This is a genomic window from Desulfothermus okinawensis JCM 13304 (genome assembly GCF_054654515.1).
In genome coordinates this window covers 1-26,790 of sequence record NZ_BAAIEW010000005.1, presented here as the reverse complement: position 1 = coordinate 26,790, position 26,790 = coordinate 1, and the positions used below count along the sequence as shown (strand labels likewise).

Annotated in this window: 26 protein-coding genes, 1 tRNA gene and 1 other RNA gene; 8 read left to right on the top strand and 20 right to left on the bottom strand. The window is 34.6% G+C overall.

Annotation, left to right across the window (positions count from 1 at the left end):
• Positions 1-5: 5 nt before the first annotated feature.
• From ACYQ0O_RS03105 to ACYQ0O_RS03080, 6 genes are all read right to left on the bottom strand, one after another.
• A complete protein-coding gene (locus ACYQ0O_RS03105) occupies positions 6-947 on the bottom strand; it encodes an RnfABCDGE type electron transport complex subunit D (protein ID WP_459890532.1) in 942 nt (313 codons plus the stop codon).
• 14 nt (positions 948-961) lie between these two features.
• Positions 962-2,239 carry a 4Fe-4S dicluster domain-containing protein gene (locus tag ACYQ0O_RS03100; protein WP_459890530.1) on the bottom strand — a complete coding sequence of 426 codons (1,278 nt, stop codon included), beginning with the start codon at positions 2,237-2,239 and terminating at the stop codon, positions 962-964.
• 149 nt (positions 2,240-2,388) lie between these two features.
• The gene (locus tag ACYQ0O_RS03095) at positions 2,389-3,693 is read right to left on the bottom strand and encodes a TRAP transporter large permease (protein WP_459890528.1); all 1,305 of its coding nucleotides are present in this window, start codon (positions 3,691-3,693) and stop codon (positions 2,389-2,391) included.
• A 2-nt stretch (positions 3,694-3,695) separates the two neighbouring features.
• Positions 3,696-4,202 carry a TRAP transporter small permease gene (locus tag ACYQ0O_RS03090; protein ID WP_459890526.1) on the bottom strand — a complete coding sequence of 169 codons (507 nt, stop codon included), beginning with the start codon at positions 4,200-4,202 and terminating at the stop codon, positions 3,696-3,698.
• A complete protein-coding gene (locus ACYQ0O_RS03085) occupies positions 4,195-5,268 on the bottom strand; it encodes a TRAP transporter substrate-binding protein (protein WP_459890524.1) in 1,074 nt (357 codons plus the stop codon). Before ACYQ0O_RS03085 ends, ACYQ0O_RS03090 begins: the two co-directional genes overlap by 8 nt.
• 12 nt (positions 5,269-5,280) lie before the next feature.
• Entirely contained in the window at positions 5,281-5,868 is a 588-nt protein-coding gene (locus ACYQ0O_RS03080; RefSeq protein WP_459890522.1) for a TetR/AcrR family transcriptional regulator, read from the bottom strand.
• Positions 5,869-6,058: 190 nt separating this feature from the next.
• Here ACYQ0O_RS03080 and ACYQ0O_RS03075 point away from each other — a divergent pair, with 190 nt between their 5' ends.
• A complete protein-coding gene (locus ACYQ0O_RS03075; RefSeq protein ID WP_459890520.1) occupies positions 6,059-6,697 on the top strand; it encodes a lysophospholipid acyltransferase family protein in 639 nt (212 codons plus the stop codon).
• Here the strand turns inward: ACYQ0O_RS03075 and ACYQ0O_RS03070 are convergent.
• From ACYQ0O_RS03070 to ACYQ0O_RS03010, 13 genes are all read right to left on the bottom strand, one after another.
• Entirely contained in the window at positions 6,683-8,680 is a 1,998-nt protein-coding gene (locus ACYQ0O_RS03070) for a hypothetical protein (protein ID WP_459890518.1), read from the bottom strand. The two genes, ACYQ0O_RS03075 and ACYQ0O_RS03070, sit on opposite strands and share 15 nt — an antisense overlap.
• A 601-nt stretch (positions 8,681-9,281) precedes the next feature.
• Complete coding sequence (locus tag ACYQ0O_RS03065; RefSeq protein WP_459890516.1) at positions 9,282-9,926, bottom strand: LolA family protein; 645 nt, start codon at positions 9,924-9,926, stop codon at positions 9,282-9,284.
• 11 nt (positions 9,927-9,937) lie between these two features.
• Positions 9,938-10,753 carry a phosphodiester glycosidase family protein gene (locus ACYQ0O_RS03060; RefSeq protein WP_459890514.1) on the bottom strand — a complete coding sequence of 272 codons (816 nt, stop codon included), beginning with the start codon at positions 10,751-10,753 and terminating at the stop codon, positions 9,938-9,940.
• Between the two features lie 12 nt (positions 10,754-10,765).
• Positions 10,766-11,551, bottom strand: coding sequence for a 4-hydroxy-tetrahydrodipicolinate reductase (dapB, locus tag ACYQ0O_RS03055; protein ID WP_459890512.1), 786 nt, complete (start codon positions 11,549-11,551; stop codon positions 10,766-10,768).
• 17 nt (positions 11,552-11,568) lie between these two features.
• Entirely contained in the window at positions 11,569-13,611 is a 2,043-nt protein-coding gene (ligA, locus tag ACYQ0O_RS03050; protein ID WP_459890510.1) for an NAD-dependent DNA ligase LigA, read from the bottom strand.
• Between the two features lie 11 nt (positions 13,612-13,622).
• Positions 13,623-14,669 carry a potassium channel family protein gene (locus ACYQ0O_RS03045; RefSeq protein ID WP_459890508.1) on the bottom strand — a complete coding sequence of 349 codons (1,047 nt, stop codon included), beginning with the start codon at positions 14,667-14,669 and terminating at the stop codon, positions 13,623-13,625.
• A gap of 10 nt (positions 14,670-14,679) precedes the next feature.
• Positions 14,680-16,671, bottom strand: coding sequence for an excinuclease ABC subunit UvrB (gene uvrB, locus ACYQ0O_RS03040; RefSeq protein WP_459890506.1), 1,992 nt, complete (start codon positions 16,669-16,671; stop codon positions 14,680-14,682).
• 215 nt (positions 16,672-16,886) lie between these two features.
• Positions 16,887-17,681, bottom strand: coding sequence for a sulfite exporter TauE/SafE family protein (locus ACYQ0O_RS03035; protein WP_459890504.1), 795 nt, complete (start codon positions 17,679-17,681; stop codon positions 16,887-16,889).
• Positions 17,682-17,699: 18 nt separating this feature from the next.
• Positions 17,700-18,305 (bottom strand): FmdE family protein, encoded by a 606-nt coding sequence (locus ACYQ0O_RS03030; RefSeq protein ID WP_459890502.1) that lies wholly within the window; start codon positions 18,303-18,305, stop codon positions 17,700-17,702.
• Between the two features lie 14 nt (positions 18,306-18,319).
• On the bottom strand, positions 18,320-18,571 hold the full coding sequence (locus tag ACYQ0O_RS03025) for a hypothetical protein (RefSeq protein ID WP_459890500.1): 252 nt from the start codon (positions 18,569-18,571) through the stop codon (positions 18,320-18,322).
• A gap of 5 nt (positions 18,572-18,576) precedes the next feature.
• On the bottom strand, positions 18,577-19,182 hold the full coding sequence (locus ACYQ0O_RS03020) for an FmdE family protein (protein WP_459890498.1): 606 nt from the start codon (positions 19,180-19,182) through the stop codon (positions 18,577-18,579).
• 91 nt (positions 19,183-19,273) lie between these two features.
• A complete protein-coding gene (locus tag ACYQ0O_RS03015; protein WP_459890496.1) occupies positions 19,274-20,635 on the bottom strand; it encodes an alginate export family protein in 1,362 nt (453 codons plus the stop codon).
• Positions 20,622-20,954 carry an ArsR/SmtB family transcription factor gene (locus ACYQ0O_RS03010; RefSeq protein ID WP_459890494.1) on the bottom strand — a complete coding sequence of 111 codons (333 nt, stop codon included), beginning with the start codon at positions 20,952-20,954 and terminating at the stop codon, positions 20,622-20,624. Before ACYQ0O_RS03010 ends, ACYQ0O_RS03015 begins: the two co-directional genes overlap by 14 nt.
• 90 nt (positions 20,955-21,044) lie before the next feature.
• Between ACYQ0O_RS03010 and ACYQ0O_RS03005 the strand changes: the two genes are divergently transcribed.
• The 5 genes from ACYQ0O_RS03005 (at position 21,045) to ACYQ0O_RS02985 (ending at position 25,209) form a co-directional block, all read left to right on the top strand.
• Positions 21,045-21,575 (top strand): (Fe-S)-binding protein, encoded by a 531-nt coding sequence (locus ACYQ0O_RS03005; RefSeq protein ID WP_459890492.1) that lies wholly within the window; start codon positions 21,045-21,047, stop codon positions 21,573-21,575.
• Between the two features lie 101 nt (positions 21,576-21,676).
• A complete protein-coding gene (locus ACYQ0O_RS03000) occupies positions 21,677-22,027 on the top strand; it encodes an ArsR/SmtB family transcription factor (protein WP_459890490.1) in 351 nt (116 codons plus the stop codon).
• Between the two features lie 2 nt (positions 22,028-22,029).
• The gene (gene arsB / locus ACYQ0O_RS02995; RefSeq protein WP_459890488.1) at positions 22,030-23,109 is read left to right on the top strand and encodes an ACR3 family arsenite efflux transporter; all 1,080 of its coding nucleotides are present in this window, start codon (positions 22,030-22,032) and stop codon (positions 23,107-23,109) included.
• Positions 23,110-23,215: 106 nt separating this feature from the next.
• On the top strand, positions 23,216-24,679 hold the full coding sequence (locus tag ACYQ0O_RS02990; RefSeq protein WP_459890486.1) for an ArnT family glycosyltransferase: 1,464 nt from the start codon (positions 23,216-23,218) through the stop codon (positions 24,677-24,679).
• A gap of 116 nt (positions 24,680-24,795) precedes the next feature.
• The gene (locus tag ACYQ0O_RS02985) at positions 24,796-25,209 is read left to right on the top strand and encodes a hypothetical protein (protein ID WP_075068273.1); all 414 of its coding nucleotides are present in this window, start codon (positions 24,796-24,798) and stop codon (positions 25,207-25,209) included.
• 162 nt (positions 25,210-25,371) lie between these two features.
• Here ACYQ0O_RS02985 and ACYQ0O_RS02980 read toward each other — a convergent pair whose 3' ends face one another.
• Positions 25,372-26,028, bottom strand: coding sequence for a 7-carboxy-7-deazaguanine synthase QueE (locus ACYQ0O_RS02980; protein WP_459890483.1), 657 nt, complete (start codon positions 26,026-26,028; stop codon positions 25,372-25,374).
• A 97-nt stretch (positions 26,029-26,125) separates the two neighbouring features.
• Between ACYQ0O_RS02980 and ACYQ0O_RS02975 the strand changes: the two genes are divergently transcribed.
• A tRNA-Met gene (locus tag ACYQ0O_RS02975) sits at positions 26,126-26,199 on the top strand.
• 43 nt (positions 26,200-26,242) lie between these two features.
• Positions 26,243-26,603, top strand: a transfer-messenger RNA (tmRNA) gene (gene ssrA / locus ACYQ0O_RS02970).
• Positions 26,604-26,790 lie beyond the last annotated feature (187 nt).

The following is a 26,790-nucleotide window of genomic DNA, read 5'->3' as shown; positions in this document are numbered from 1 at the left end:
TTAACTTACCTCCCGTATGGCTCAGGTAATATTTTATCCAAAAAAGGAGTGATAAGGCTGACTATTAACACAGAATAATATGCACCAAAGGTCCAACTACCCCAAAGCCTTACCACCACAGTTAAGACTCCACAGAAAAATCCAAATAATAACATCCCTTGGGGAGAAACAGGAGAGGAAGGCATATCAGTTGCCAAAAAAAACGCAGAGATAAATGTTCCACCTGCGAGTAAGTGAAAAATTGGGTCACCAAAAGAAGTGGAGCCAATCCCCCAAAAAATAAAGGAAAACAAAAAAACTCCAACTAAATAAGCAACTGGTATCCTCCAATTTATTCTCTTACGAGCAAGCAAGTAAATGCCTCCAATTAGGAGGCAAATAACGGATACTTGTCCCATGAACCCAGATCTAAACCCTAAGAACATATTCTTGTAGGAAAAATAATGGTGGACATATTCAATCCCTTGGGTCTTAAACACCTCAATTGGGGTCAAATCTGTTGTCAATCCTTTTATTGGATTAATCCATTTTCCCATAAAATCAGGGAAGGATATCTTTAAAATCACCCAGGAAATAAGTGCTCCATTAAATGGATTGGCGCCATATCCTCCATATACCTCTTTTCCTAAAAGCACCATTAAGAAAGTCCCAATTATAACGATCCACCAGGGCAGGGTGGGTGGAAGCAGCATGGCAAATAATAGGCCATAGTAAACAGAAGTGAGATCACTTATTACAATGTCTCTATTTGTCAACTTTTGAAGTAGTGCTTCCCAACCAACTGCAGATAAAACTGATATAAATACAACCTTTAATGCAGCTAGCTTGAATAAATATATTGCAAAAAAAGTTGCAGGTATAAGTGCTATAATGTGATCTAACATTATATTTTGTAGACTATTTCCACTGTGAAGATGGGGAACAGGTGATACAACTAAATTATTCATAAGGGTATTACTCCTTATTTTAAATTTTCTTTCCCATACTTTATCCACTGAACCAATGGAATATTTACAGGGCACACATATGCACAACAACCACACTCAATACATCTTTCAATAAAAAATTTTTTAGTAAAATCAAATTGTTTTGTTTTAGAGTATCCAAAAATAAAAAGTGGCATTAAACCCATTGGACATGCTTCAACACAAAGTCCACATTTAATACACACTGAATCACTATAGGTAGGTGTCTGGCCTTTCTTCAAAACAAAAATAGATCCAATATCTTTGGTAATAGGATAATTAATATCAAAAATAGAAGAACCAGATATGGTTCCATTAATAACTACTTGTGATATAGAGTCTAAATTTATATTTAATTTTTCTAAAATGTAGTAAATAGGTGTTCCTATTGGTACCTGAACCAGTTGGGTATTGCTAATCTCACCATCAATTACAGTTACTATTTTTTCCCTGTAAGGAACACTTTTTTCAATCAATGAACCTAAATGATATATTGTCTCTAAATCCAGTATAGATACTTTGAGAGATTCCTCTACAGACGCACCTATATCAACATATTTATTTAAGATAGTATTTACAAGAAGGGGAGTTTTATGTTGAGGGTATTTGTTTTTCAAAAATATTACCTTGATTCCCAAGGACCCTAACTGGGACTCTAGCTGATCTTCAAAGCCTTCAATATTTTTATAATCATTATATATTGCCAAAAATATCTTTTGGGGTCTAAAAACATCTATAACCTGTTCAAATCCCTTCTTTATTAAATTTATCCTTTTTTGGAGAAAAAAGTAATTTTTCCCATTGGCAATAATTTCTTCAAGTCCATTTACAATCACAGTATCTACTTTGTTTTTTTGAGCTATTTCCATCTTCTTTGCCAAAGATAACACCTTATCTTGATTGTCTATAATCCCGCTTGTTATTACATTATCTAAAATTCCATCCCTTGTTGTAAACTCAGTAGAAAAACCTCTATCATTTGTGGAAATTATTATAGCAACACATCTTCCCCCAAGATGAGATCTAAAATCTTTAATAACCTCTGATACTTCACCGTCCACTGGACACATTAAAGATCCATATGGGCCTTTTGCTATTATTTCTCCTGCTTTTACCTTTGACTTCTTTTTGACCAGAGGGGTGAGTTGAGGGGACAAATCTTGTTTTAGGGGAATTACAATTTTTTCAGGAAATGGCAAAATCTTTGTTTTTTCGGGATAACTGGCCAAAAAATTAAAACTGATCCCTCCAGGAGAAAAAGACAGATCTCTCATATTTTCTTCTCTCTTTTTAGGTTTGAGGTCCCAGAAGTACAACACATAGGTATTGTTTATTAATTTTGTTCTCTAAGCTAACAACTTAATCAGGTTTATTTTCTTTAACAATTCTTGTCAAGGGTAAAAAATAAATTGAATTATATAGGTTAATGTACAAATCCCAAGATCTTAGGTAAGAATAGTGATACACTGGGAAAATATGTGATTATCAATAACACTATCAATTGAATTATTAAAAAGGGCATTACTGCTCTAGACACAAACAAAAAATCTCGCCTTGCCAGTGCACTGGTGATAAAGAGGCTCACTCCCATTGGAGGGGTACAATATCCTATAGCAAGATTTACTGTCATAATAAGCCCAAAATGCATGGGATCTATATTAAAGCTATATAGCATTGGAATAAATACAGGGCCAAGGATTAAAGTAGCAGAGATTATGTCCATAAACATGCCCACAATTAGAAAGATTATATTTATGACCAGTAAAAATAGCAAAGGTGAGTGTATAACATTCATTACCAGAGAAGAGATGCGAAATGGTATATTTTCCAGGGTCAAAAACCTTCCAAAACATGTGGCTCCTGCTACTATAATTAAAAGGGTGGCAGAGGTTACTGCAGAGCTAACTGTAATTTCTTTTACTTCTTTAAAAGTAATAGCTTTGTGAATGAAAAGTTCCACAAAAAAGGCGTAAACAGACGCAATAACAGCTGCTTCATTTGCGGTAAACATACCAGAAAAGATTCCGCCAAATATAATTACAGGGAGAAGCAGGGCCCAGAAACCATCTTTTAATGCAGATATGAGTTCTTCACTTGAAAAATTTTTTAAAGACGTTCCATTGGGCGACTTAGACTTGTTGTGAAATTGAAAATAGGTATATATGCAGGTAAATATTACAATCATTATACCAGGAACAAACCCTGTTAAAAATAGGCCCTCTAAAGAAACATTGCTTATCATGCTATATAGAATCATGCTAATACTAGGAGGAATAATCACCCCCAGATTTGGGGATGTTGCCATAATACCCAGGGAATAGTTTTCATCGTATCCATTTTTTAAAAGTGCAGGAATCATTACTCCCCCAATTGCCACCACTGTTGCAACAGTAGAGCCTGATATGGCTCCAAAAAGGGCGCATCCAATAACCCCTGCCATACCAAGTCCACCAGGGAGCCATCCAACTAATGCATTAGCTACCCTGATTAGTCTATTTACAATATCTCCAGAACTCATGGTATTCCCACAGAGTATAAAAAATAGAACAACCACCAGGGCAAAATTATCTAAGCTCCTAAAGAGTGTTTGGGTCAAGAGTTCTATTGGAAAGGACGTAAACAGGATAAGTCCAAGTGCTGATGTAAAATATAGACAAATATACACAGGTATATTTGAGGCCATAAATCCAAGTAAAATCAAAAAAACTACCAAATCACTCAGGTTCATGCTTACTCTTTGTTGCATCCAGGATGTAAAAAGGAATAGATAACTCTAAATGACATAAAAAGACCACTTATTGGCAAAACAGAGTATAGTATAACTAAAGGTATCTTCAATACAATGGTCTTTTGATTGGATGTATGCATCATAATTGCCATCTTAGATCCATAATAAATAAGAAAAAAAGAAAAAATAAAGGTTGCGATCCTAGACAATACATTTAGCTTATTTTTAAGCCAAGGAAATAAATAAATAGTAGCATCAATCTTTATTTCTGCACCTTTTTTTATTGCCAAGCTACATCCAATAAAAGTGGTATATATTATGACTTCTCTAACAAATTCCTCACTCCATGGCAGATTGGAATTAAAGCAATATCTTAAAATTATATTGATAAAAAGGGCTACCATGGCTGAAATAACAGAGATAAAAAGGGTCCACTCCTCTAAAAAGGTTACTATCTTTTCAATTTTACCAAGGAAATAGACCCCTTTTTTACTTATTCTACTAGTCAACTGAATACCCCATATAGGTTTGAACTTCTTTTAAATAGTTTTTAGGACGGTATTTGTCCCCAGGATAGAGTTCATTTATTTCTTTTTCATATTTTTTATGCACTAAATCTCCCTGCTTTTTTAAAATCTTCATTTCTTCTTCTGACAGTTTAAAGAATTTCACGCCTGAGTGCTTTGCCTTCTCTATTTCCTCTTGTTCTTGAATCTTTGTCTCTTCTCTTATTTGAGAACAAACCTCATGCACCACTTGTTTAAATGTCTTTTGCAGATCCCTTGGTAGGGAATAAAACCACTGTTTATTGAATATCCATATAAAGAGTCCCTGGGCATAGTTTATTTGGGTAAAATACTTGGCCACTTCAAACTTTTTTGTTATATTACAAACAGTTGGAGTGTGGTCCAATCCACTTATTACCCCTTGCTTTAAGGCCACATGTACATCTGGCCAAGGCATAACCACAAAATTCAGCCCCCACTGTTTGTAGAGCAACTGATTTACCGCTGCTTCTGCTATTCTAAACTTGATTTTTTTTGCGTCTTTAATGGTCCTAACAGGTTTGGTAGTCGCCCAACCGTAATTTCCATATCCAGTTATATCCAGACCAATTATGCCTTGATGGTCCATGGCGTTCATAAAATGCTCAAACATCCACCCACTCTTGGTAAATTTGTCCAGCTTATCAAAAGAATTTATTAAAAATGGAAGATTTACAAGACCAAACCTAGGCCCCAAATTTGTTGCAGCCACTGAACTAACAGCCATTCCCTGAATGGCCCCCATTCTGAGTAAATTTAATACCTCAACTTCACCTCCCAACATGGAAAAGGGTTTGTAATCAAAATAGATTTTCCCGCCAGTCCTCTCCCACAGTTTGTCCCTTATAAGGATTCCCGCGTACACTCCTTTTATCACAGGATGGGAGACATTTGAGACTATACATCGATATTTTGCAGTTGATGGATCAAATTTCGGTTTCCATTTATTGAGAGACCTAGGTGATGCAAATACATTTCCTGAATAAACTAACAAGATTGAAATAATTAGATAAATAGATTTTTTTGTCATAAAAATTCTCCTTTAGACCTTTAAAAAGTATTTTGACATAATCATAATTGCTTCCCTTAAATCTTTTTTATCAATAACCTTAGAGTCCAGGGCTTGTTGAATTAGAAACCCTTCAAATAAGGCTGTCACTAGGGCACCTAATTTTTTTGAGTTTTCTGTGTCCATATAAAAAGGGGAGAGTATGCGGGCAAATAGGTCTGTAGAAAGCCTGTAATTGCTTTTATTCAACTTACCTCTTAATTGTGGATTGGAAAAAGCGTGTATTGTGAACTCCAAAAAGACCTTTGACCAGTTCTTATCATCAATTATTGTCTCTAAAAAATCCACAATTACTTCCATTACATCTTGGATAGACCTTGCCTTTTTAAGACCGTCTTTTCTAGTTTCCCTATACTCACTTAATCTTTTCTCCATTATTTCTAAAAAAATATCGTCCTTGCTCTTCCAATACCTATAGAAATTTCCCTTTGCATACCCAGCTCGTTCTGTGATCTCTAATATAGTGGTGGAAACAAACCCCTTTTCTCCAAAAAGTTCAACAGCAGATTGCATTAACTCTAGCTTTGTTTGACGGGATTTTTGCAATTGTTTTTTGGCCATAGTTGACTCCTGGTCATTAATTGACCGCAGGTCATTAAATCGTAGATAAAAAAATTCCTCTTGTCAATTGTTCTTTTTCAAATTAGTTGAAAAGAAAGGATTGTTTAAATACTTTAAAAAATTGTTTTAAATTCTAGTTTATTATATAAATTACTTTATATATAAGATTAAGTTGTTCACGTAACCTATTATGAAAATAGATTTTATTAAAACTGCACCCGTTCTCAGCTTTGTTTTAAAGTTCTGGTATAAGACTTTAAGGTATAGCCAAGTGGGTATAGAACAGGTTATAGGTTTTAGGTGTAGAGAAAAGGGGAGGGTAGTTTTATTTACCTTATGGCATGATGAGTTATTTGCCCCAATATATGTCCACAGACACGAAGATGTTGTAATTTTAGTTAGTGAAAGCAGGGATGGTGAATTTGTAAGTAGAATATTAAACAGGTTTGGATATGCTACAATAAGGGGATCCAGTACCCGGGGAGGAGTGAAGGCCCTAAAAAAATTAACCAAGATGGTTAATAATCATCCAAAGGACATAGCTGTTACAATTGATGGACCAACTGGTCCAAGACACATCCCCAAGCAAGGGGTAATATATTTGGCATGGAAGCTAAATATTCCAATAGTCCCTGTTAGATCCTTTGTAAATTTTAAAAAGATTTTTTACAAATCATGGGATAGATTTCAACTTCCCTTACCTTTTGCCACGTGTAAAATCGTATATGGCAGTCCATATAGGATTTCACACAAAAAACTTTCCTCAGAGATCCTTAAAAAAGAGTCCTATTTGTTAAAACTAAAAATGGATCAATTAAAACCAAAATAGTTTTTGAGAAGTTGCATTTATTTTCTTATTAATGTCATTTAGCCTTGCCTGTGCTGCCTCTTTTTCAGATTTTCTCCTGGCATTTTTAACCACATCTCTCAATATTTTTTTTGCGATATAAAGGTTTCCTTTTTGTTCATATATCAAAGCCGCCCTATATAATCCTGTAATGGACCAGATATATTGATCCCTATAAAACCAATAAACTTTAAGATATTCGTCTATAGCAACGTCAAGGTTACCTTGGATCTGATGGCATTCAGCCATCCAAAATAAAATCTCTGCTTGAATTTTTCTATTCAAATTATCTTTGTTATTCCAAAGGTGCTTGAAGATTTTTTGGCTCAAATCAATATTACTATTTTTTTGATAATATAATGCTACTTTGATTAGTTCTTCAGGATTTAATGAATCTGGAGATATCTCAAAAATCTTTTCATAATAAGACATTGCTTTATTAAAATTGTTCTTTATTGTATAATAATCTATCATGAGCTTATAATAATTAATTAGTAGACTTTGATTTAAATTTTTATAATCAAATAATTCTATATATTTTTTGAATAATGTTGTATTTCCTGTATCTATAACATTTTTAGCAAGCTTTAAAATAGCCATTTGTCCTAAAATAGTTTCTTTATATAAAAATATCGCTTGTTTTAACTGGGCTTCATTACCTTGTCCATTTATTATTGTATTTTTTAGATATGCATATCTAAGAAAATAATCCAATGGATACATATTTAATTTTTTTTCTATTTCCTGATTTGGTATATCAAAATCTGAATTGAAACCATACGGATTAAAACCAAAGGGTTGTAGAAAAAGACAAATCTCTTTAAATTCATCCTTAGTTAATCCAATATCTAAAGACGATACCTTGTCTAATAGCAATAATATGGAAATCTTTAAAGATAAAGGTAACTTCTTAAAATCCATATCAGGAAGCTCTTTTTTTAAGAGACCATAGTCTTTATTCATTAAAATTAGGGCGATTTTTATCTGTTTTAATTCTTCCTTTATCTCTGAGGGAACAAAAACACTATTGAGTTCCCCATTAATTGTATTGAGAAAATTGTTAACTCCTACTAATTGACTTTGTATTTTTAGCTTCTTCAATAGGTATGAACTGTTAGTAATAATCCATTTATTTTGATTAAGTCTTTTTATAAGTATATCAAAAAAACTAATACACTTTGGAATATTCAATAAATCACTTTTGTGATCAAGAGAGATCTCGTCATTATTAATTTTCTCATAAACTAAATCCAATACATATCTCTGAGATGGATTCTTAAAAAGCTTTAAAGAAGAGTTAATATTATTTTTATATTTAATGGCCAAAGATGCCAGAAAAGATATAATAGAATCTCTAATTTCATTATTTGAGAGACTAAAGCTAAAATCCTTGCTATTTAGTCTTAAAATAGAGTGGTAGATAGCTGTAAATTCTTTATCCTTGGGCCAGAGAATTTGAGAAATTTTTATGATGTCTAGAACTTCTTTTTTTTGTCGAAGGAATTTGTCGTTATTCAAAAAAGAACCCGTATATAATAAATCCAAAGACCACTTTAAAATAACAGATTTAAAGAAATTGCGAATGTCAGGCTCCTTAAGTAATTGTCTTGGATCTCCACTTAGGTGAAACGCCTTGGCATAGTGGAGAAGTCCATTATAAAAATCACCTTTATATCGATATGCCCTAGCTAGGGTAAATTCCAGCTTGGCCAATAAATCTTCATCCTTGAAGTCCACACCCTTTAAAATTGATATGGCTTCATCAGGTGAACCTGAAAAAATTTTTGAGTTTGCATAGGCTAATATAGACTTATCCTTCTTGGACTTATCTTTGAGTTCAATATTAATTACATTGTATGCCCCATACCTTTTTAAAAAAGATATAAATTTCGATTCAGTGTAACCATATAAAACACCTGGAATAAGTAGAATAAGAATAAAAAAACATATATATTTTCGTTTCATATAACACCCCTAAGCCAAAATTTTATATAGACTTGGCTTATAATAATGACTTATATATTATAGATTGTTATTTTAATTTCTGGGTTAGCCAGTGTTTATTAGTTTGATAAACATAAGCTAGGGAATAGTTAACTTTTAAAACAAGAAAAGTAAAGATGCCAAAATGATTTCTTCCTATGGTACAGAAAGAAATTTAACAAAATTAAACAATATTTATATGTTTAATTTTGTTAAACATATAAAATGTATAATAAAATTAAACGTAATCATCTCTATGACACATTAAAATTCGCTATTAATAAAAACACTTTTTGAGTAAAGTATTTTTAAAATCCAAGATCGTGAATGGTAAATCGTAAATTAACTAAGGGGGATAGAATAATGGTCAATAAGAAAATGACCTCATTGCGGTTCTTAATGTTAATATTTTAAGTTTACATAATATTCATTATGAGACAAAAAATAAAATATAAATTTTTTTTAATTATTCAATTTACTAATCACTAAATTTAGGTTCTTCATGTTGACGTGATTGTTATTCATAATCAGGAGACTCGATATATGTTTTGGATTCACTATCACTATTCACGAGTCACAATATTTAATTGGGTCTTCCTTCTAAAATCTTGATTCCTTTAGGAAGACCATAAAGGCCTTGGGGAGTTTTTTTGTTAATATTAATATCATTAAATTCTATTATGTTTTCATTTCCAAAAAAATCTATTATGTCTATCTTTTTGATTAAATTTTTTTCATCTATCCACAGGTATACAAGGACCATGTTGGGCTCTGGATTAAACGGGACCAATTTTATTTTTGTCAAACCTATGTTTTTGCCTTGATCCTCTATTTTTATATTAAACTTTTCCTTTAAGTCCAATTTTCCGCTTATTAAATCAAATATAATTTTGGACTGTTCCACCTTTGATAATTTGTATTTATAAGCCAATTTTTCCTCTGGAAAATAATCCCATATTGTTTCCCCATTTACTATGAGTATCTCTTTTTCTGGATCTGTTACTTCCCATCTAACTTTTACTGAATCTTTTATCTTCTCACAAAATATTTTTCCTGATCTTATTTCCTCATCCTTGGTGGTCTTACTTTTTAATATCTGATGAAATTTTGTTTCAATGGAATGAATGTTTTTGTAATTATTTAGCAAGTCATCTATTATATTTGACTGAGCTATTTGTGAGATAGAAATTAAAAAAATTACACCAAAAATTAAAACAAAAATTCTCATATACTTTTCCTTTAGTTAGCTTTTTTTATTATTCCTATAATATTTGGAATTACTGGACTATTTTTATTTTTGTGAAATATATCCATTTTTGAATATCCATTTAGATTTTTTTCAAAATTTTTATATCTTAAATACATACCACAGGTACTTCCTCCTTCAGTAAACAAACAAGATTTTATTTTTATAGGTAAAGTTAACAAGATCTCATTTAAGTCATGTATTGATAACGGTAAATAACTAAATATAAATTGCACCATATCCATTTCATCAATCCCAATGGCTGAAACACTATGTGTATTATTGTCAATATGCCATAAATTTTTCCTATTTTTTCCGATCATCCTATAATCTTGTATAACTGTATCATATTTGGTAAGTATTTCCTTCCAGTTTTTGGTATAGTCTTTTTCAATAATGGCGACCTGCGGTATATTTTTTTGTTTTGGATTAAATACTAAAAAACCTCCAAATCTTTTGTGTATTATCTTTTGATTTACATAATCCTGATTTTTCATATATCCAGTGCTGGTACTTTTGTCTTTCCAGAACATGCTAGCATTGATCACAGCTACAAGATTGTATTTTTTGGACCATTCCTTCAACGACAATGGATTGATGTTTAATTTAGAAGACATAAGTAATTCAAAAGAAAAATAGCTAGGGTCTATCTTTAAAATATATATATCATATTTCTTATCTTTGTATTCGCCTTTAAAATTGTAGTATATAAGTCCCTTATCTAACTTTCGTTTCTCTACATTGTAGCTGTAAGAAAAGGTACTATTTAAAAATAAAAAGAAGAATAGGACATAAACCCATTTTTTCATGATTATAACCAGTTACACGTCTTCAAATAAATCCTTCATGGTATATAATCTCCCAGGCTCTTTGGTCACAATCCATTTTGCAGCCCTAATTGCCCCCTGGGCAAAGGTTTCCCTTGAATGTGCCCTGTGGGTTATCTCGATCCTCTCTCCAGGTCCAAAAAAGTAGATTGTATGATCTCCTACCACATCTCCCCCCCTTAAGGTCTGGACACCTATCTCCTCCTTTGGTCTTTCACCAATTATACCCTCCCTGCAGTATCTTATTGCCTCTTTCTTGAAGCCCTTTGCCTCTTTAAGTACTTGGGCGAGTTTAACAGCTGTTCCACTTGGAGCGTCTTTTTTGAATTTATGGTGAATCTCTGATATCTCTACATCATATAAATCCCCTAACAGCTCCACAAACTTAGGCAGTAAATTTAATAGTACATTTATTCCTACACTCATATTAGGCGCCCAAAATATAGGTATTTTTTTTGCCGCATCTTCTAGCAATTTCATCTGTTCATCATTTAGGCCTGTTGTTCCAATTACCATGGGATTACCAGATGACACAGCCACTTCTACATTTTGTTGGGTGACTTCAGGATAAGTAAAATCAATAATAACAGCATCATTATATTTTGCTGTGATCTCCTTTAAATCACTTGAGACATTAGGAGCCACTTTTTTTATTTTTTCTAAATATTCAGCCCTTTCAACTGCCCCTATAAGTTCCATATCATCATCTGTTTTAATCAAACTGCATATTGCAGAGCCCATTCTTCCAGCAGCCCCAGTTACAATTGCATAAGTACCCATAGCTTGCCTCCATTTATTTAAAATTTATTTTCTATCAAGCCTAAAAATTCATTTTCATCTATTATTTTTAATCCCAGTTCCCTTGCCCTATTAAATTTGCTCCCTGGGTCTTTACCAACCACTACAAAGTCTACATTTTTTGATATACTACCAACTACCCGACCTCCAGCTTGTTCAACTAATTCCTTTGCCCTGCTCCTTGTAAGATTTTCTAACTTTCCCGTGAAAATAAACTTTTTTCCTGCAACATGGGGATTTACTGTTTCATCTTTATTCTTCTCTTTTTTTGTGGGCCAGAGTCCTATTTCTTTAAATTTTTTCAGGAGTCTTTGATTTTCTGGATTTCTAAAAAAAGTATATATGGACCTTGCCACTTCTGGTCCAATATCTCTGATCTCCTGTAATTCTTCAATAGAGGCTTGAGCCAGTCTGTCTAAAGATCCAAATCTTTCAGCAAGTACTCTGGCTGTTTGTTCCCCTACTAATCTTATACCCAGGGCTGAAATAAATTTATCAAGTGTTGCCTTCTGCTTTGCTTCTTCAATGGCATTAAGCATATTTTCTGCAAGCTTGTCCCCCATACGTTCAAGATGTAATATCTGAGATTTTTTGAGGAGAAATAGGTCTGCAAAATCTTTTATAATTTCCTTGTCCACAAATATCTCTATCCACTTCTCCCCTACTCCACTAATATCAAGACCTGCCTTGGATACAAAGTATGCAAGCCCCCTTTTTAGTCTTGCAGGACAAGAAGCATTTATGCACCTATGATTTGCTTCACCCGCAAGCCTCACCACACCACTCCCACAAACAGGGCATTTTTTAGGAAATACAAACTCCCTTTCCTTTCCAGACCTTTTTTCTTTTATGGGCCTAACTACCTCTGGTATTACATTCCCAGCCCTCTGTACCACTACCCAATCGCCTATTTTTAAATCCTTCGCCCTGATCTCATCTTCATTGTGCAAAGTTGCCCTTTTTACTACCGCTCCACCAATTTCAACTGGCTCTAATACAGCTACTGGAGTGAGTACACCAGTCCTTCCCACTTGCACCACTATATCTCTTAACAGAGTTTCAGCCTGTTCTGCTTTAAATTTAATGGCAATTGCCCACCTTGGAGATCTTGCTGTTGCCCCTAACCTTGATTGCTGATCTAAAGAATCTACCTTTGCCACCACCCCATCAATTTCATAGGGAAAATCATCCTTTTTTAATTCAATTTCCTTAAAATATAAATACACCTCATCTTTATCCTTACAATACTTCGCAAAGGGAACAATATTAAATCCAAGTTGTGTTAAAAGCCCCATTATTTTACTTTGTGAATTGATTAAATCTCCTGATCCATGAGCCCATCTTACTGTTCCAATACCATATGCAAAAAATTTAAGGGGTCTTGAAGCAGTTACCTTTGGATCTAATTGCCTGATAGACCCCGCAGCAGCATTCCTGGGATTGGCAAAGGTCTTTTGATTATTTTTAAGTTGCTTTTGATTCAACAAATAAAAATCTTCTTTAGATATTACCACCTCTCCTCTAACTTCAATATATTCTGGAGAGGGATTTACTCCTTTTCTAAGTAGTAATGGTACATTTTTAATGGTCTTAACATTTTCAGTAACATCTTCTCCCACATAACCATCTCCTCTGGTGGCAGCGGCCATATACTTGCCACCTTCATATATTATTTCCAACGCCAGACCATCTAATTTGGGATCTACCCAGAAAGAAATTTCCTCCCCAGGAAGTAGCCTCTTTATCCTTGAAAAATATTCTTCAAATTCTTCTTTTGAGAAGACATTGTCCAGACTATACATGGGAATGGTGTGTTCTCGTCTTACAAATTCATCCAGTGGACTGCCCCCAATCCTCTGGGTAGGAGAATAAGGGGTTATAAACTCAGGATATTTTTCTTCTAATTCCTTTAGTTCTCTAAATAACCTATCATACTCTGCATCAGAGATCTCAGGATCATCTAATACATAGTATCTATAGTTGTGATACTCTATTTCTTGTCTCAGTTCTTCAATTCTTTTTTTTATTTTTTTTAGATCCATAGCATAAAAAGTTAAAGTGTTTCTTTAAAATTTTTTAAATCGATTTTTCTACCAACAACTATAAGGGTATCTCCCCCCTCTAATATTTCTCCAGCCTGTGGATTGTATATCATTGAGCCATTTTCTTTTTTTATGGCAATAATAATTAAGTTGAATTTAGGTCTAAGCTCTGATTCTATTATATTTTTACCAACAATAGTGGATGAATCTGGTATTAGGACCTCTTCCATTTGTAGATTTAAATCATCTCCATGGATAGCCATGTCCAAAAAATTAATAACTGTTGGTCTTAGAACCATCTGGGCCATCCTGAGCCCACCTAAAAGATGAGGGGTAAGTGCCCTGTTAGCACCTGCAAGTTCTAATTTTTTTATAGATTGTTCATTTTCTGCCCTTGCAATTATTGTAATATCTGGCGCTGCCTGTCTTGCTGTTAGTGTTACATAGACATTTTGGGCATCGGTTGACAAGGCTGAAATTAACGCCCTGGCATTAAGAAGTCCTGCTTTATAGAGTGTTTTATCATCAGTGGCATCCCCTTCAACATATAGGGTTTTATTTTCAATAAGTTCTTCAACTGCCTTGGGATCATTTTCAATAACAACTATTTCACACCCTTCACGCCTAAGTTCCTTTGCCACTATGTTTCCAATCCTTCCATAGCCACAAATAATATAGTGGTCCTTGAGTGATAAGATTTTTGCTTCCATCCTTTTTTTTCCCCAAAAAATTTGTATTTTGCCCTCTAAAAAGGCATTGGTAAATGATCCAATAATGTATGCATAGGTTCCAACTCCAAGCAAGATTAATATGGAGGTATGGAGTTTTCCCTGGTCTGAAATCTCATGAACTTCTCTAAATCCCACTGTGGAGAGTGTTATAACAACCTGGTAGAAACTATCCAAAAGTCCCCACCCTTCTATATGCATAAAGATATATAATCCATATAAGTAAACACAAATTAGTATCACAAAGCCAATAATTAGTGGATAAAATTCTTTGACAAATTCCTTTGAAAACAAGAACTCCAATCGAGATTTATGAATTTTTCCGTCCATAGATTAACGCTCAATATTTTAAAAGAATTTCCTTTAATTCGAAGATCCTGTCTCTGAATAGAGCTGCTTTTTCAAATTCTAGGTCCCTTGCTGCTTTCCTCATCTTTTTTTCCAACTTTCTAATTTCCTTCTCTATTGTTTCCCTGTCTAGATAATAAAGTTCTGTTGATTCTGCAACAGATAAAACCTTCTTCTTTTTTCTTTCTCCAAACTCATATAATGGGTTTGACATTGATTTGATTATGGTTTTTGGAGTGATATTGTGTTCTTTGTTGTGTTTTATCTGTTTTTTCCTTCTCCTTTCTGTCTCTAATATGGCCTGTTTCATTGAATCAGTGATTGTATCTGCATACATAATCACCTTTCCATTGACATTTCTCGCTGCCCTGCCAAAGGTCTGGATTAAAGATGAAGTAGATCTCAAAAAACCTTCTTTATCTGCATCAAGTATTGCCACTAGAGATACCTCAGGTATATCAAGTCCTTCCCTTAAAAGATTTATACCCACAAGCACATAAAAAGTTCCATCCCTGAGCTCCTTAATTATAGAAATCCTCTCCAGGGTATCAATGTCAGAGTGCATATATTTTGAAGGAATACCATTTTCATTTAAAAAGTCAGTTAAGTCTTCAGCCATTCTTTTTGTTAAGGTGGTGACCAGGACCCTTTCATTTTTTGACATCCTTTTTTTGCATTCTGAGAGAAGATGGTCTATCTGTGCCATGGTAGGACGCACTTCTACCTGTGGGTCAACAAGTCCAGTTGGTCTGATTATTAGCTCTACCACCCTACCCTCTGCAATTTCCATTTCAAATGGACCAGGGGTTGCTGAAACATAGACCACCTGATTTATCCTGGACATAAACTCGTTAAAATTAAGGGGCCGATTATCTAATGCAGAGGGAAGTCTGAATCCAAAATCCACCAAATTTTGTTTTCTCGACCTATCCCCGTTATACATACCCCTGATTTGAGGGATAGTAATGTGAGACTCGTCAATAAATAATAAAAAATCCTCTGGAAAGTAATCCAATAAACAGGCAGGAGGAGTACCTGGCTTTCTTCCATCTAAATGTCTGGAATAATTTTCAATTCCATTACAATATCCCAACTCTTCCAGCATCTCAAGGTCCAGTTGTGTCCTCTGCTCCAACCTCTGTGCTTCTACCAATTTGTTATTTGAATAAAACCAGTCTAACCTTTCCCTTAATTCTTCTCTAATATCTGAGATGGCCCTCATGAGGTTATCTTTTTCAGATACATAGTGGGATCCTGGAAAGATAACCGTCTTTTCCAATTGATCCATGACCTCCCCTGTAATGGGGTTTATCTCAGAAATAGACTCCACCTCGTCTCCAAAAAATTCTATCCTGATGGCCTGTTCCTGTTTATATGCTGGAATTATTTCAACAACATCTCCCCTGACCCTAAAAGTCCCCCTGTGGAAGTCATAGTCATTCCTCTCATAATATATCTCAACCAGTCGCTCTAAAAAATCCTCCATTATTACCCTTTGACCAACCCCTATTGGAATGACCATATTTTTATAGTATTCAGGGGATCCCAGGCCATATATACACGATACAGAGGCCACTATAATAACGTCTCTACGGGTGAGCAGGGAATAAGTAGCTGCATGTCTTAATTTATCTATGTCTTCATTTATTGATGAATCTTTTTCAATATATAAGTCACTTTCTGGCACGTAAGCCTCTGGCTGGTAGTAATCATAGTAGCTAACAAAGTATTCAACTGCGTTTTCAGGAAATAGTTGTTTAAACTCATTGTAGAGCTGGGCGGCCAGGGTCTTGTTTGGTGCCATTACCAGGGTAGGCCTGTTTATTCTGGCTATTACATTTGCCATGGTATAAGTCTTTCCAGAACCTGTAACACCAAGCAATACTTGATGTTTAGCCCCTGTTTTTAAATTTTTATACAGCTCATCGATGGCCTTTGGCTGATCTCCTGCAGGTTTAAACTTGGATACTAATTTAAATTTCATAACAGGGCTTCCTGTAAAAATCTTTGTAGGGTATTTATATAGAATAATGTTGATAATGTTGATTATAGAAATCTAACAGATAGGAATCAATTGAAAAGTTTTAGAAACAGGAATTCTCGGTGAACACCGAGGCAAGTTAATCAGTTATAAATTTTTTACCCCTGATTAGTTTAAATTTTAGTGTTCACCGAGAATTGCTTTTAAAATAATCCAACCTAAATCAAATGGGCTAAAATCTTTTTAAAAATGGCATAATAATAGGAATAATTTTTCACAAAAAGCTTTAGTGCTACAGCTAAGAGCACTATAGCAAACATCTGCTTTATCCATTTTGCCTTCATCTTTTCCTTCATTACCTTGGCACCTATTTGAGAGCCAATTATAACTGCAATAGTAGTTGCCAGCATAAATGGAAGATTAAAGTGCCCTTCTGCTATGTGACCTGCAAATCCAGAAAATGATGAAAACACAACCACAAAACTACTTGTAGCAGCAGCTTCTTTGGTCTTATATCCCATGAGAAGTAGCATTGGGACAAATAAAAATCCACCACCAACCCCAAGTAACCCTGCAATAAAACCAACAAAAAAGCCTCCAACAATCATAAGTAGCATCTTTAAAGTGGTGGCCATTTTCTTTTCCCTATCAGGCTGGGTGGAGGAGATAAGCATACGAGTTCCAGCAAATGCCATTGCAATGACAAAAAAGAATATAAGGAGCTTGGTTGGGACAAATTTTGTAAAATAGGCCCCTACTGGGGCTCCAATAAATGATGAAATTATAAGGGGTATTCCTCCCTTAATATCAACCATTTTGGCCTTGATGTAAAATACGGCCGCAGACAAGGCAGTAACCCCATTTAAAAGTAGCCCTGTTGGTATGGCCACGCTCTTGAAATCATAGCCAAGCCAGTGAAATACTGGAATGTAGAGCATGGCCCCACCTAAACCTAACATTGCAAAAATAAAGGATAAAACCAAAACGCAGAGACTTGCAATTAAGATCATCATACGGGTAAATCTCCTGTGTTAATCTTCATATCCACTGCATGGAATACACACCAGTTTTCCGTCCTCTAAGACTCTTAGCTTATTTACAAATGTGAGCTCGCCACACACATCACACCTCTTTGCCTCAAATACTGACTTTCCTTTTTTTACCTCAAACTCTGTAATCTCGCCAATATCCAAAAACTTTTCTTCTGGTACTTTAAATATATTTTCTATTAAGGGATCAGCAATTGCAGGTTCAATATCCTGGGGAGGTATGCCCTGTTTTCTCTTTTGAACAAAAGGAGAATTTAGGGCCTTTTCAAAAAAATCTGGTTTAATAGATACCCTGACTGCCTTTTTGTTTTTTACATCCACCAGGGTAAATGCCATTTTGTTGTAATATAACTTCTGAATATTGGACTTCCCATAGGTGCAACCTGTGGCAGCCATAATGCCGTCTAAAAAACACCCTGCAGCATGGCCCTTTCCAGTTTCTGCCAAGACCATAAGCTCTTTGTCCTTTGACCTTTCTACTCCTAAAACCCTCATTGCAGCAAGACCTGCCCTAAGGCCAAGGGGCATTGCAGGGCACCTGTGTCCATGAAATTTTAGTGCCATATCATATAATTCTTGGAAGTCCATAGCTTTCCTCCTATTTATTTTAAATTGAACAATTTTTTAAAAATAATTTTTATCTTATGCAGATAAACTGCGATAAAAGAAAATATCGCGCCCAGGATTCCAGCAGATGCAAATCCCACTGGACATCCAGTTTGTCCACAAAAGGGACATACAGCAGATGATGAATAAAGTCCCATAAATCCAAGCCACCATCCAAAAAGATGTATTATTTTATGGAAAAATCCCTTGTGGGATTTTTCCTGGGATTTACCTATATTATTTTCCATAATAATTACCTGTCATATCCAGAACATGGGATACACATGTGTTTTTGCCCAACTACCCTTAAATATGGCCTGGCAACTAACTCACCACAACTATCACATGGGACAAGCCCCATTACCTCTCCATAGTCCTCATATGGATGGTCCTTGACTTCCTCTACTGTTAAGATCTCATCTTCAGGTGCATCCCAGATTATATTAACCATCTCCATTGCCTCTTCTCTTGGAATTTGAGTAGGAGGAATACCCTGTGCCCTTTTCCTCATAAAGGCAGATTCTGCAATCAATTTATGTCTGGTAGGTTTATACGATACCCTCACACTCTTTTCATTAATTTTATCAATTAACGTTAAGGCCAATTTCCCCCATCCTGCCTTTTCAATGTTTCCTTTGCCCAATGTGCAACCTGTTGCATATTGCACACCATCAGCAAAACATTGGGCCCCATGGTTATCACCTATCTCTACAATACAATGTAGCTCCCCTGAAGTCCCAGTTCTCTTAACACCCAGGGCCTTAAGTGCAGCAAGTCCAGCCCTTACTCCCACAGCAGATGCCCAACAGATGTGACCGTGAAACTCAAATGCCTTTTCTAATACTTTCCTTTCATCCATTTTTTTCGCCTCCTTGTCTTTGTTTTAGTATATTTCTATATCGCTCATTGGGAATATATAAATGCAATCTTCTAATTGTCAAGGAACTTATTTAAAAAAGTTTAGAAGAAAATTTATAAGTAATCATAAAAAATACCCAATCTGCTTGGGTATTTGAAGCTACCTTTTTAGCAAATTCATCTGGCCAAAAGTGTCCATATCCCACCTGTATCTCAGCGTATTTACAGGGATTAAATTTAGTCACCACATCAAATTCCTTACCCACCTTATCTCCTGATCCACCACTTTTGTCCCTATATATTTTTGCATTATGGTACCAACCATCTCTTTTTTGAGCCAGATAGAACCTATGGAATTCCAGCTTTACATAAGATTTTTTTCCAGGATAGAGCTCTAAATTTATTTCCTGATCTTTTAAATTTTGCCATTTAAAAAGGTTCATCCTTCCATAGGCCTTGTCTTTTGAACCATAAGCACCATCAAAGGTCTCGTGCTTTCCATCTCTTGGGTTGCTGTCACCTGATCCATATGAATATTCCAAACTGATCTGTGGTTTCAGATATATTGATGTTAATTTATACCCAAGCCACACATGATACCCATATGCATCCACATCATCCTGTGAATAATCTCCTTTTTGGGTCACATACAAAAAATCAAATTTAAAGCCTTTTATATATCCAGTATATGCCCTGGCCCCAAAATAATAGGTATCAAGGTCTCCATATATTCCATTTTCACTTTTGTATCTATTGTGGTTGTCTTTTTTGGTCATGGAAAACGGCTCTAAAAAGATCAAATTATCAGGCATCTTAATATGACCATAAAAACCAAGACACTCGTATCCATGGCGGTGGTTTAAACTAAAGTCATCTGGGTCATGGATCTCAGAGCGTCCATAAAATGCACTCAAATACCCTACTGGAACTTTAACATTAGCCCTAGCTGCATCCCATATCCAGCTACCTGTATTGCCCCACTGTCCTGGTCCAAATATCCTGTTGTTACCAAAATAAATCCTCTGTCTCCCAGCTTTAATAGTAATTGGAAGATTAGCAGGTTCTATTAATTCAATGTATGAGTCCCAGATCTCCATTGGATCCTTATATGGGTTATGCTCTCTGTTGAAATTGTATTTGTAAAAATCATCATCTGGTATATCCAGATCCCACACCCTGGAATCCTGTATCCATAGAGACAGATGTAATTTTGACAAAAAATAATAATCAAGGCCTGTTCTAAACCTCCCAATTATAAAGCCGTCATTCTCCTCTCCCACCACAGGATCTTTTCCATAGGATTTTATGTTAAAGTTATTTTGATATTCATACCTAAACCTTACATTTACCCCTAACTTTAAACTGTGTAATTTTTGATGAGATGTCTCTGCATATAAAACTCCAGAAGACAAAAATAAAACCAAAAAGATAAAAATTGTTTTACCTGGATTCATCTGAGTCTCCAATGGCCACTTTTTGTCTATTTATGTGATGTTTTAAAACCTTTGTGGAACACTCAAAAAATTCAATCACACACGGAATCTCTAATTTATATATCATGTCTTTTTTTATTTTCTTAGACGATACAACTCCCACTTCCTTTAGAACTGACAGGTGTTTAGAAATAGTGGATTTGTCTAAATCAAATATATCCTTTAAATAAGCAAAGCTTTTCTCACTTTCCCTTAAAATATCCACAATCATGAGCCTAACAGGATGGGCTAAGGCCTTTATAATCTTTGCCCTCACTTCAGCCTCTTCAAAGGTAATCATTGACAGGTTTCTCCTTTTATTTTAATTTCTTCGTTGGCAAAACTACCAATAAACTAATCATTAGTCAACGTAAATCCAGGGGAGGATAAAATGTTGATCCAAAAATGGGAAAAAGAGATAACAAAGTCCAAGTGTAATCCCAAACAAGAAGGGGTGCATTGCATAATTCAGGTAGATGCTGACCTATCAGATGTAATTCCATATCTAAATGCAGAATTGGGGGGTGATTTTTGTACTAAAAATCCTCCATCTGTTACCTTTAAGATCCATGGTAAACTGCTAACAGTCCATCCCCATAAAATTGCTGTAAACGCACTTAAGGACGAAGAAGAGGCAACCAAAGTTGCAAATTGGATAATTGGTGAGATAAACCGCGTATGGGAAAATAGGGCAGAAATAACACCTATGTATGAAATCCCCAAAAAGCCCCAGCCCCTTGAAATTCTAAAAAGACTTCCGAAAACCAATTGCAAAAAATGTGGCTGTCCAACATGTCTTGTATTTGCAACATATGTCTGTCAGGGAATAAAAACCATAGAAGATTGCCCAGAACTTGAGGATGATAAGAAAAAAGAGCTTGAAAGTTACTTAAAAAATTTTAAATTTATTAGTTTTGAGTAGTTCAATTCCTTTACAATAACTTTGCCACCATTAAGAGATTGACAGAAAATTAATATTTAGCTATTTAGCTAATTAACTAAATATTTCATAGGTCAAGGGAAATGGATTCTATTAGTAATATCTTTGCAGCATTATCAAACAAAAACAGATTAAGGATCGTGGCTGTTCTGTTCTACTACAATGAGCTATGTGTGTGTTATTTAAAGGATTTCCTTGGGGTGTCAGGTGCTACCGTCTCAAGGCACCTTTCAATTTTGCAACATACAAAAATAATTTCAGGAAGAAAACAGGGCAAATGGATATATTACTCTCTTACTGAAAACTTTAAAAAGGAGGTGGAACTAGTAACTTGGCTAAATGAAAAAATAAAACACAATGAAAAATACTTAAAAGACCTTGATTTGCTAAAAGAGTTGTTAGAAAAAAACCAATTTGTTAAAAGGAGGTTTTAACTATGAGTCAACAAAAAAAGCTTAGCTTTTTAGATAGATATTTGACCATTTGGATATTTCTGGCCATGGTCATTGGTGTGGGAATTGGCTATTTCTTTCCTGGTATCACAAAATTTATGGACAGATTTACCATAGGAACAACCAATATCCCAATAGCCATTGGCTTAATACTTATGATGTATCCTCCCCTTGCAAAGGTAAAGTATGAAAAACTTGGATTTGTATTTAAAGATTTTAAGATACTTTTTTTGTCTCTGATACAAAATTGGATTATTGGACCAATCCTTATGTTTTTGCTGGCAATCTCTTTTTTATCAGGTTACCATGAATACATGGTTGGTCTTGTTTTGATTGGACTTGCCAGGTGTATAGCTATGGTCATTGTATGGAATGACCTGGCAGAAGGCGATTCAGAATATTGTGCTGGTCTTGTAGCATTTAACTCAGTTTTTCAGGTCTTCTTTTATTCTATTTATGCATATATTTTTATCACACTACTTCCCAAATATCTAGGACTACAGAGTATTATTGTTGATATTTCAATAAAAGAAATTGCCAAGAGTGTATTTATCTATTTAGGTATTCCCTTTATAGGTGGAATCATATCAAGGATAATAGGACTTAAAACTGTAGGTAAGGAGGTATATGAGAAAAAATTTATTCCCAAGATTAGCCCAATAACCCTAATCGCCCTTCTATTTACCATTATTGTAATGTTTTCCCTTAAGGGAGAATATATTGTGGCACTTCCAATGGATGTTCTTCATATAGCAATTCCTCTTTGTCTATACTTTTTATTAATGTTTTTTATTACCTTTTTTATGTCAATGAGGGCAAATGCAACATATGAACAAACAGTAACCCTATCCTTTACTGCAGCCTCCAATAATTTTGAACTTGCAATAGCAGTTGCAGTGGCAGTATTTGGGATAAATTCTGGTGAGGCATTTGCCGCGGTAATAGGCCCACTCATGGAGGTACCAGTGTTAATATCCCTTGTTAATGTAGCACTTTACTTTAAGCGCAAATTCTTCCCAAAACAAATAAAAACCCCCTTGGGAATTGCACATATCAGGGATTAAATATTACTGGTTATAGATAATTTTTTAGGGGAGCTAGTTGACTAAAGAGGGCTAGCTCCTTTATCTTTTTTCTTGCCAATTATTAATATCAACCTAACAAGGAACCATGAACATTCAAAAAACAGACATTTTATTATTTTTAATCCCTTTTGTTTTTATAATGGTATTTCAAGGCTCCCGTGGACTCTGGGAAAGGGATGAGGGTAGATATACCGATGTAGCCCTTATTATGCTAAAAAATAAAAATTTTTTTGTACCAAAATTAAATGATGATATATTACACTTTTCAAAACCTCCTCTAACTTACTGGGCCATTGCCTCGGGAATTGCCATTTTGGGCAAGAATGAATGGGGAGCGAGACTTCCAAATGCACTGTGCTTTTCTCTTACAGTATTGATCATATACTTGATTTCCAAAAGATTATATACAGAAAATATTTTATCCCCCCCTATTATTTATGCCACATCTATATTCCCTTATTTTGCTGCAAATTTTATCACCACAGACACAATATTAACCTGTTTTGAAACTCTAGCTGTTTATGGATTTATTCTCTGTTTTTTAGAAGATGAAACCAATAAAAAGAAGCTACTATATCTTATAATTATGTGGCTTGGATTTGGTCTTGCCTTTCTAACCAAAGGTCCACCAGGTATCATTCCTTTCATTGCAATTATTGTATTTTTGTTTTTTTTAAACCATAGAGAAAAAATAGGTAAACTCTTTAATCCCATTGGTATATTGGTATTCTTTATTTTTGGATTTACCTGGTATATATTGGTAGTTATAAAATATAAAAATCTTTTTTCATATTTTTTAGTTGATGAATTCTTTAAAAGAATTGCAACTGGTCATTATCATAGAAATCCACAGTGGTATAAACCATTTATCATATACCTCCCCATCCTTGTATTTGGCATCCTTCCATGGACATTTATCTTTTTTAAAAAGTTTCCAATCTTCAGATACAGAATCTGGTCCAAGAAATGGTGGGAAATAAAAATAAATAAAGAACCAATAGAATGTTTTCTTCTACTATGGATATTAATTCCCCTGGTAATTTTCTTTATTGCCAAATCAAGGCTGCCTTTATACATACTTCCTCTTTTTGCACCCATTTCTCTTTTTGTGGGAAATTATATTCAAATTAATTTAAGTTCAAAAAAAACATTGGTAAGCCTAATTATATGGAGCATCTTTTTGTTTGGGATAAAATTTGCTATGGCAAAATTTCCATATAAAAAAGACAGTAGATTAATGGCACATCAAATAAAAAAAATAAGTCCTTTTGCACCTAATGAGGTCGTGTTTATTGATACAGTCCCTTTTTGGGGACTTAGTCTTTATCTGAATGCAGAGGTAGAAGAACTAACTATTAGTAAAACTAAAGCACAAAAATCCTCTGAAGAATATTTAATAGATGAGATTAAAGAAGGAGAAAAAAATATTTTATATATAACCAGAAAAAAAACCATGCCATATGTGATATCATTATTGAAGATGAGATTTATACCGTATAGGTTAATTGGGGAATACAATGAATATGTCTTTTTTTATATACATAGATAAATAGTTATAGCTTCTAATAACATAATAAACAATAATTTAATAAGGGGAATATTTTAGAGCATTTTTCCCTTAAAAAGTGAAAGTTCAACATAAATTGATAAAAAAGGGGGATCATTGTGGCAAATGAGGTTTTTAAAAGGGTGGATGATTTTATTATTAACTGGACAGATTGTACTGCCAAAAATGGATTTTTAGGACTTAAGGAATTGATTTTTGGTTTTAAAGATGTGGAGATAGATTTTATAGAGAGAAAAGGGATTAGTTATTCCCTTAGGGCAAAGCACAAAAATCAGACTACCAGAAAACTTTTTGTTATGGTGGATGTGATAGATGACGAGCCAGATAACAGATGGCTGTCAGTATGTTTTTATGGTGACATGATTTCTGACCCAGATGAGAAAGGAGACTTAATACCCGGAGGACTTTTGGGCGAAGATGGATATTGCTTTGATGTAGAAAAATTTTCAGAAGAAGAGGTAAATTACATTAAAGAGAGGATAAAAGAGGCCTATAAGAACGCAGCAAATTAAAGTTACAGTTATAAGGGACAAGTGGGTCTTTGGGGATACTTAACCCAAGTTATCAAATTGAGAGACGTGGGTTAGTTTATGACCTCTATAAAGCGTGAAGCGTAAAATGAAACCCGAGAATCGGATATGGGATCACGGGTTACGGATCACAGCTAACAACAACTATATCCCCTTTTTTTCTCCAAAACACAATATATGTAGTCTAGGAGTCATTTTTAATCCATATTTTTTGCAAAATTCAAATACTATTGGCATATTTTCCAGTTGTTTTTCCTTTGTTGCTCCAAAGGGCATAATATATATTTTTTCTTTCTTAAGATTATTGGAGAGAATAAATTTCACTATAAGATCTAAGTTGTTTTTATTTGCTAGTAATTTAAAATAATCACACCTAGATAAGTTTGCATAAGGAATGCACCATCTTCCAGAGATATATTTGGGGCTGCAAACCACTGTTCCCTTTGAATTCTGTGGGATTTCTACTTTTCCACTGGTTTCATATTGAATAAAGAAAGATTCTTGTTTTAATAAGTTCACTAAATTATTTAATCCTGAATCCCACTGTAAAAATGGCTCTCCTCCAGTTATTACTAAATTTTTACATTGAAATCGCTTTATTTCTCCAACAATATCTTCAATTGTCATACATTTAAAATCAGCCCAGGCATATTTTGTATCACAAAAAGGACAATATGGCTCAACACAACCAGAAAGTCTTAAAAAAACAAAGGGATGCCCTAGAAATGGTCCTTCCCCCTGAAGGGAATAAAAAATCTCATTTACTTTTAGCCTCATGGTGGATTTTGTTATAACTATCACAAGCAAATTAAGTCAATATACCCTACCTTATTTAAAAAATTAATAAAAATTTTTCTTGCCAAAAGAAAAAAAAATACCTATATTTTTCCTTTGTCAGGGCGAGGTAGCTCAGTTGGTTAGAGCATGCGGCTCATATCCGCAGAGTCGGGGGTTCAAGTCCCTCCCTCGCTATTTTTTTATTTGATCTTTTAAAAATTCCCCCTCCAAGTTTTAAGGGGGCGAAATGGCTTCGACGGGGATAGCGAAGCAAGGGTGGCAGGCCGAGGTGCCGTGAGGCCTCGTAAAACACACGGCAAAAAATTAAGTGCCGACAATAATTACGAATACGCAATGGCTGCTTAAAGTCAGCCACGCCTCATCTAGGCGACGCCTGATAGCTTAGATGAGGTGACAAATTAATCAGGCTAAACTCAAATGCCCGCCTTCTGGCATTTGAGTGAAATCAAAGAAGGAGGCTCGTTGTCAGAGACCCTGGTCAGGGGGGATCTGGCAATTAAATCAAAACCTGACCTAAGCCTGTAGAAGCTCTTGTGTAGTATCTCCGGACGCGGGTTCGATTCCCGCCGCCTCCACCATTTATTGATTTCACACCGTTTAAACAAATATAAAAACTACCATAAATTCCCTATTTACAAGGCTTTTAACGTATAGTGTAGTTCAAGACAATTCAAGGTAAGCAGAAAAAAATGGTGGGACGGAAATTTTTCTTTTAGAACGTCCCATCAAATTGACTTTATATCCTTTTATTTTAACCCCTTACAA

Bases quoted from the DNA above. Each gene is read 5' to 3' on its own strand.
- ACYQ0O_RS03030 (WP_459890502.1), bottom strand. From the start codon at position 18,305: ATGGACTTCCAAGAATTATATGATATGGCACTAAAATTTCATGGACAC.
- ligA (WP_459890510.1), bottom strand. From the start codon at position 13,611: ATGGATCTAAAAAAAATAAAAAAAAGAATTGAAGAACTGAGACAAGAA.
- ACYQ0O_RS03010 (WP_459890494.1), bottom strand. From the start codon at position 20,954: ATGATTACCTTTGAAGAGGCTGAAGTGAGGGCAAAGATTATAAAGGCC.
- ACYQ0O_RS03065 (WP_459890516.1), bottom strand. From the start codon at position 9,926: ATGAGAATTTTTGTTTTAATTTTTGGTGTAATTTTTTTAATTTCTATC.
- ACYQ0O_RS03005 (WP_459890492.1), top strand. From the start codon at position 21,045: ATGTTGATCCAAAAATGGGAAAAAGAGATAACAAAGTCCAAGTGTAAT.
- ACYQ0O_RS03080 (WP_459890522.1), bottom strand. From the start codon at position 5,868: ATGGCCAAAAAACAATTGCAAAAATCCCGTCAAACAAAGCTAGAGTTA.
- ACYQ0O_RS03015 (WP_459890496.1), bottom strand. From the start codon at position 20,635: ATGAATCCAGGTAAAACAATTTTTATCTTTTTGGTTTTATTTTTGTCT.
- ACYQ0O_RS03105 (WP_459890532.1), bottom strand. From the start codon at position 947: ATGAATAATTTAGTTGTATCACCTGTTCCCCATCTTCACAGTGGAAAT.
- ACYQ0O_RS03070 (WP_459890518.1), bottom strand. From the start codon at position 8,680: ATGAAACGAAAATATATATGTTTTTTTATTCTTATTCTACTTATTCCA.
- dapB (WP_459890512.1), bottom strand. From the start codon at position 11,551: ATGGGTACTTATGCAATTGTAACTGGGGCTGCTGGAAGAATGGGCTCT.
- ACYQ0O_RS02990 (WP_459890486.1), top strand. From the start codon at position 23,216: ATGAACATTCAAAAAACAGACATTTTATTATTTTTAATCCCTTTTGTT.
- uvrB (WP_459890506.1), bottom strand. From the start codon at position 16,671: ATGAAATTTAAATTAGTATCCAAGTTTAAACCTGCAGGAGATCAGCCA.
- ACYQ0O_RS03075 (WP_459890520.1), top strand. From the start codon at position 6,059: ATGAAAATAGATTTTATTAAAACTGCACCCGTTCTCAGCTTTGTTTTA.
- ACYQ0O_RS03060 (WP_459890514.1), bottom strand. From the start codon at position 10,753: ATGAAAAAATGGGTTTATGTCCTATTCTTCTTTTTATTTTTAAATAGT.
- ACYQ0O_RS03035 (WP_459890504.1), bottom strand. From the start codon at position 17,681: ATGATGATCTTAATTGCAAGTCTCTGCGTTTTGGTTTTATCCTTTATT.
- ACYQ0O_RS03025 (WP_459890500.1), bottom strand. From the start codon at position 18,571: ATGGAAAATAATATAGGTAAATCCCAGGAAAAATCCCACAAGGGATTT.
- arsB (WP_459890488.1), top strand. From the start codon at position 22,030: ATGAGTCAACAAAAAAAGCTTAGCTTTTTAGATAGATATTTGACCATT.
- ACYQ0O_RS03045 (WP_459890508.1), bottom strand. From the start codon at position 14,669: ATGGACGGAAAAATTCATAAATCTCGATTGGAGTTCTTGTTTTCAAAG.
- ACYQ0O_RS03020 (WP_459890498.1), bottom strand. From the start codon at position 19,182: ATGGATGAAAGGAAAGTATTAGAAAAGGCATTTGAGTTTCACGGTCAC.
- ACYQ0O_RS03085 (WP_459890524.1), bottom strand. From the start codon at position 5,268: ATGACAAAAAAATCTATTTATCTAATTATTTCAATCTTGTTAGTTTAT.
- ACYQ0O_RS03095 (WP_459890528.1), bottom strand. From the start codon at position 3,693: ATGAACCTGAGTGATTTGGTAGTTTTTTTGATTTTACTTGGATTTATG.
- ACYQ0O_RS03100 (WP_459890530.1), bottom strand. From the start codon at position 2,239: ATGAGAGATCTGTCTTTTTCTCCTGGAGGGATCAGTTTTAATTTTTTG.
- ACYQ0O_RS03000 (WP_459890490.1), top strand. From the start codon at position 21,677: ATGGATTCTATTAGTAATATCTTTGCAGCATTATCAAACAAAAACAGA.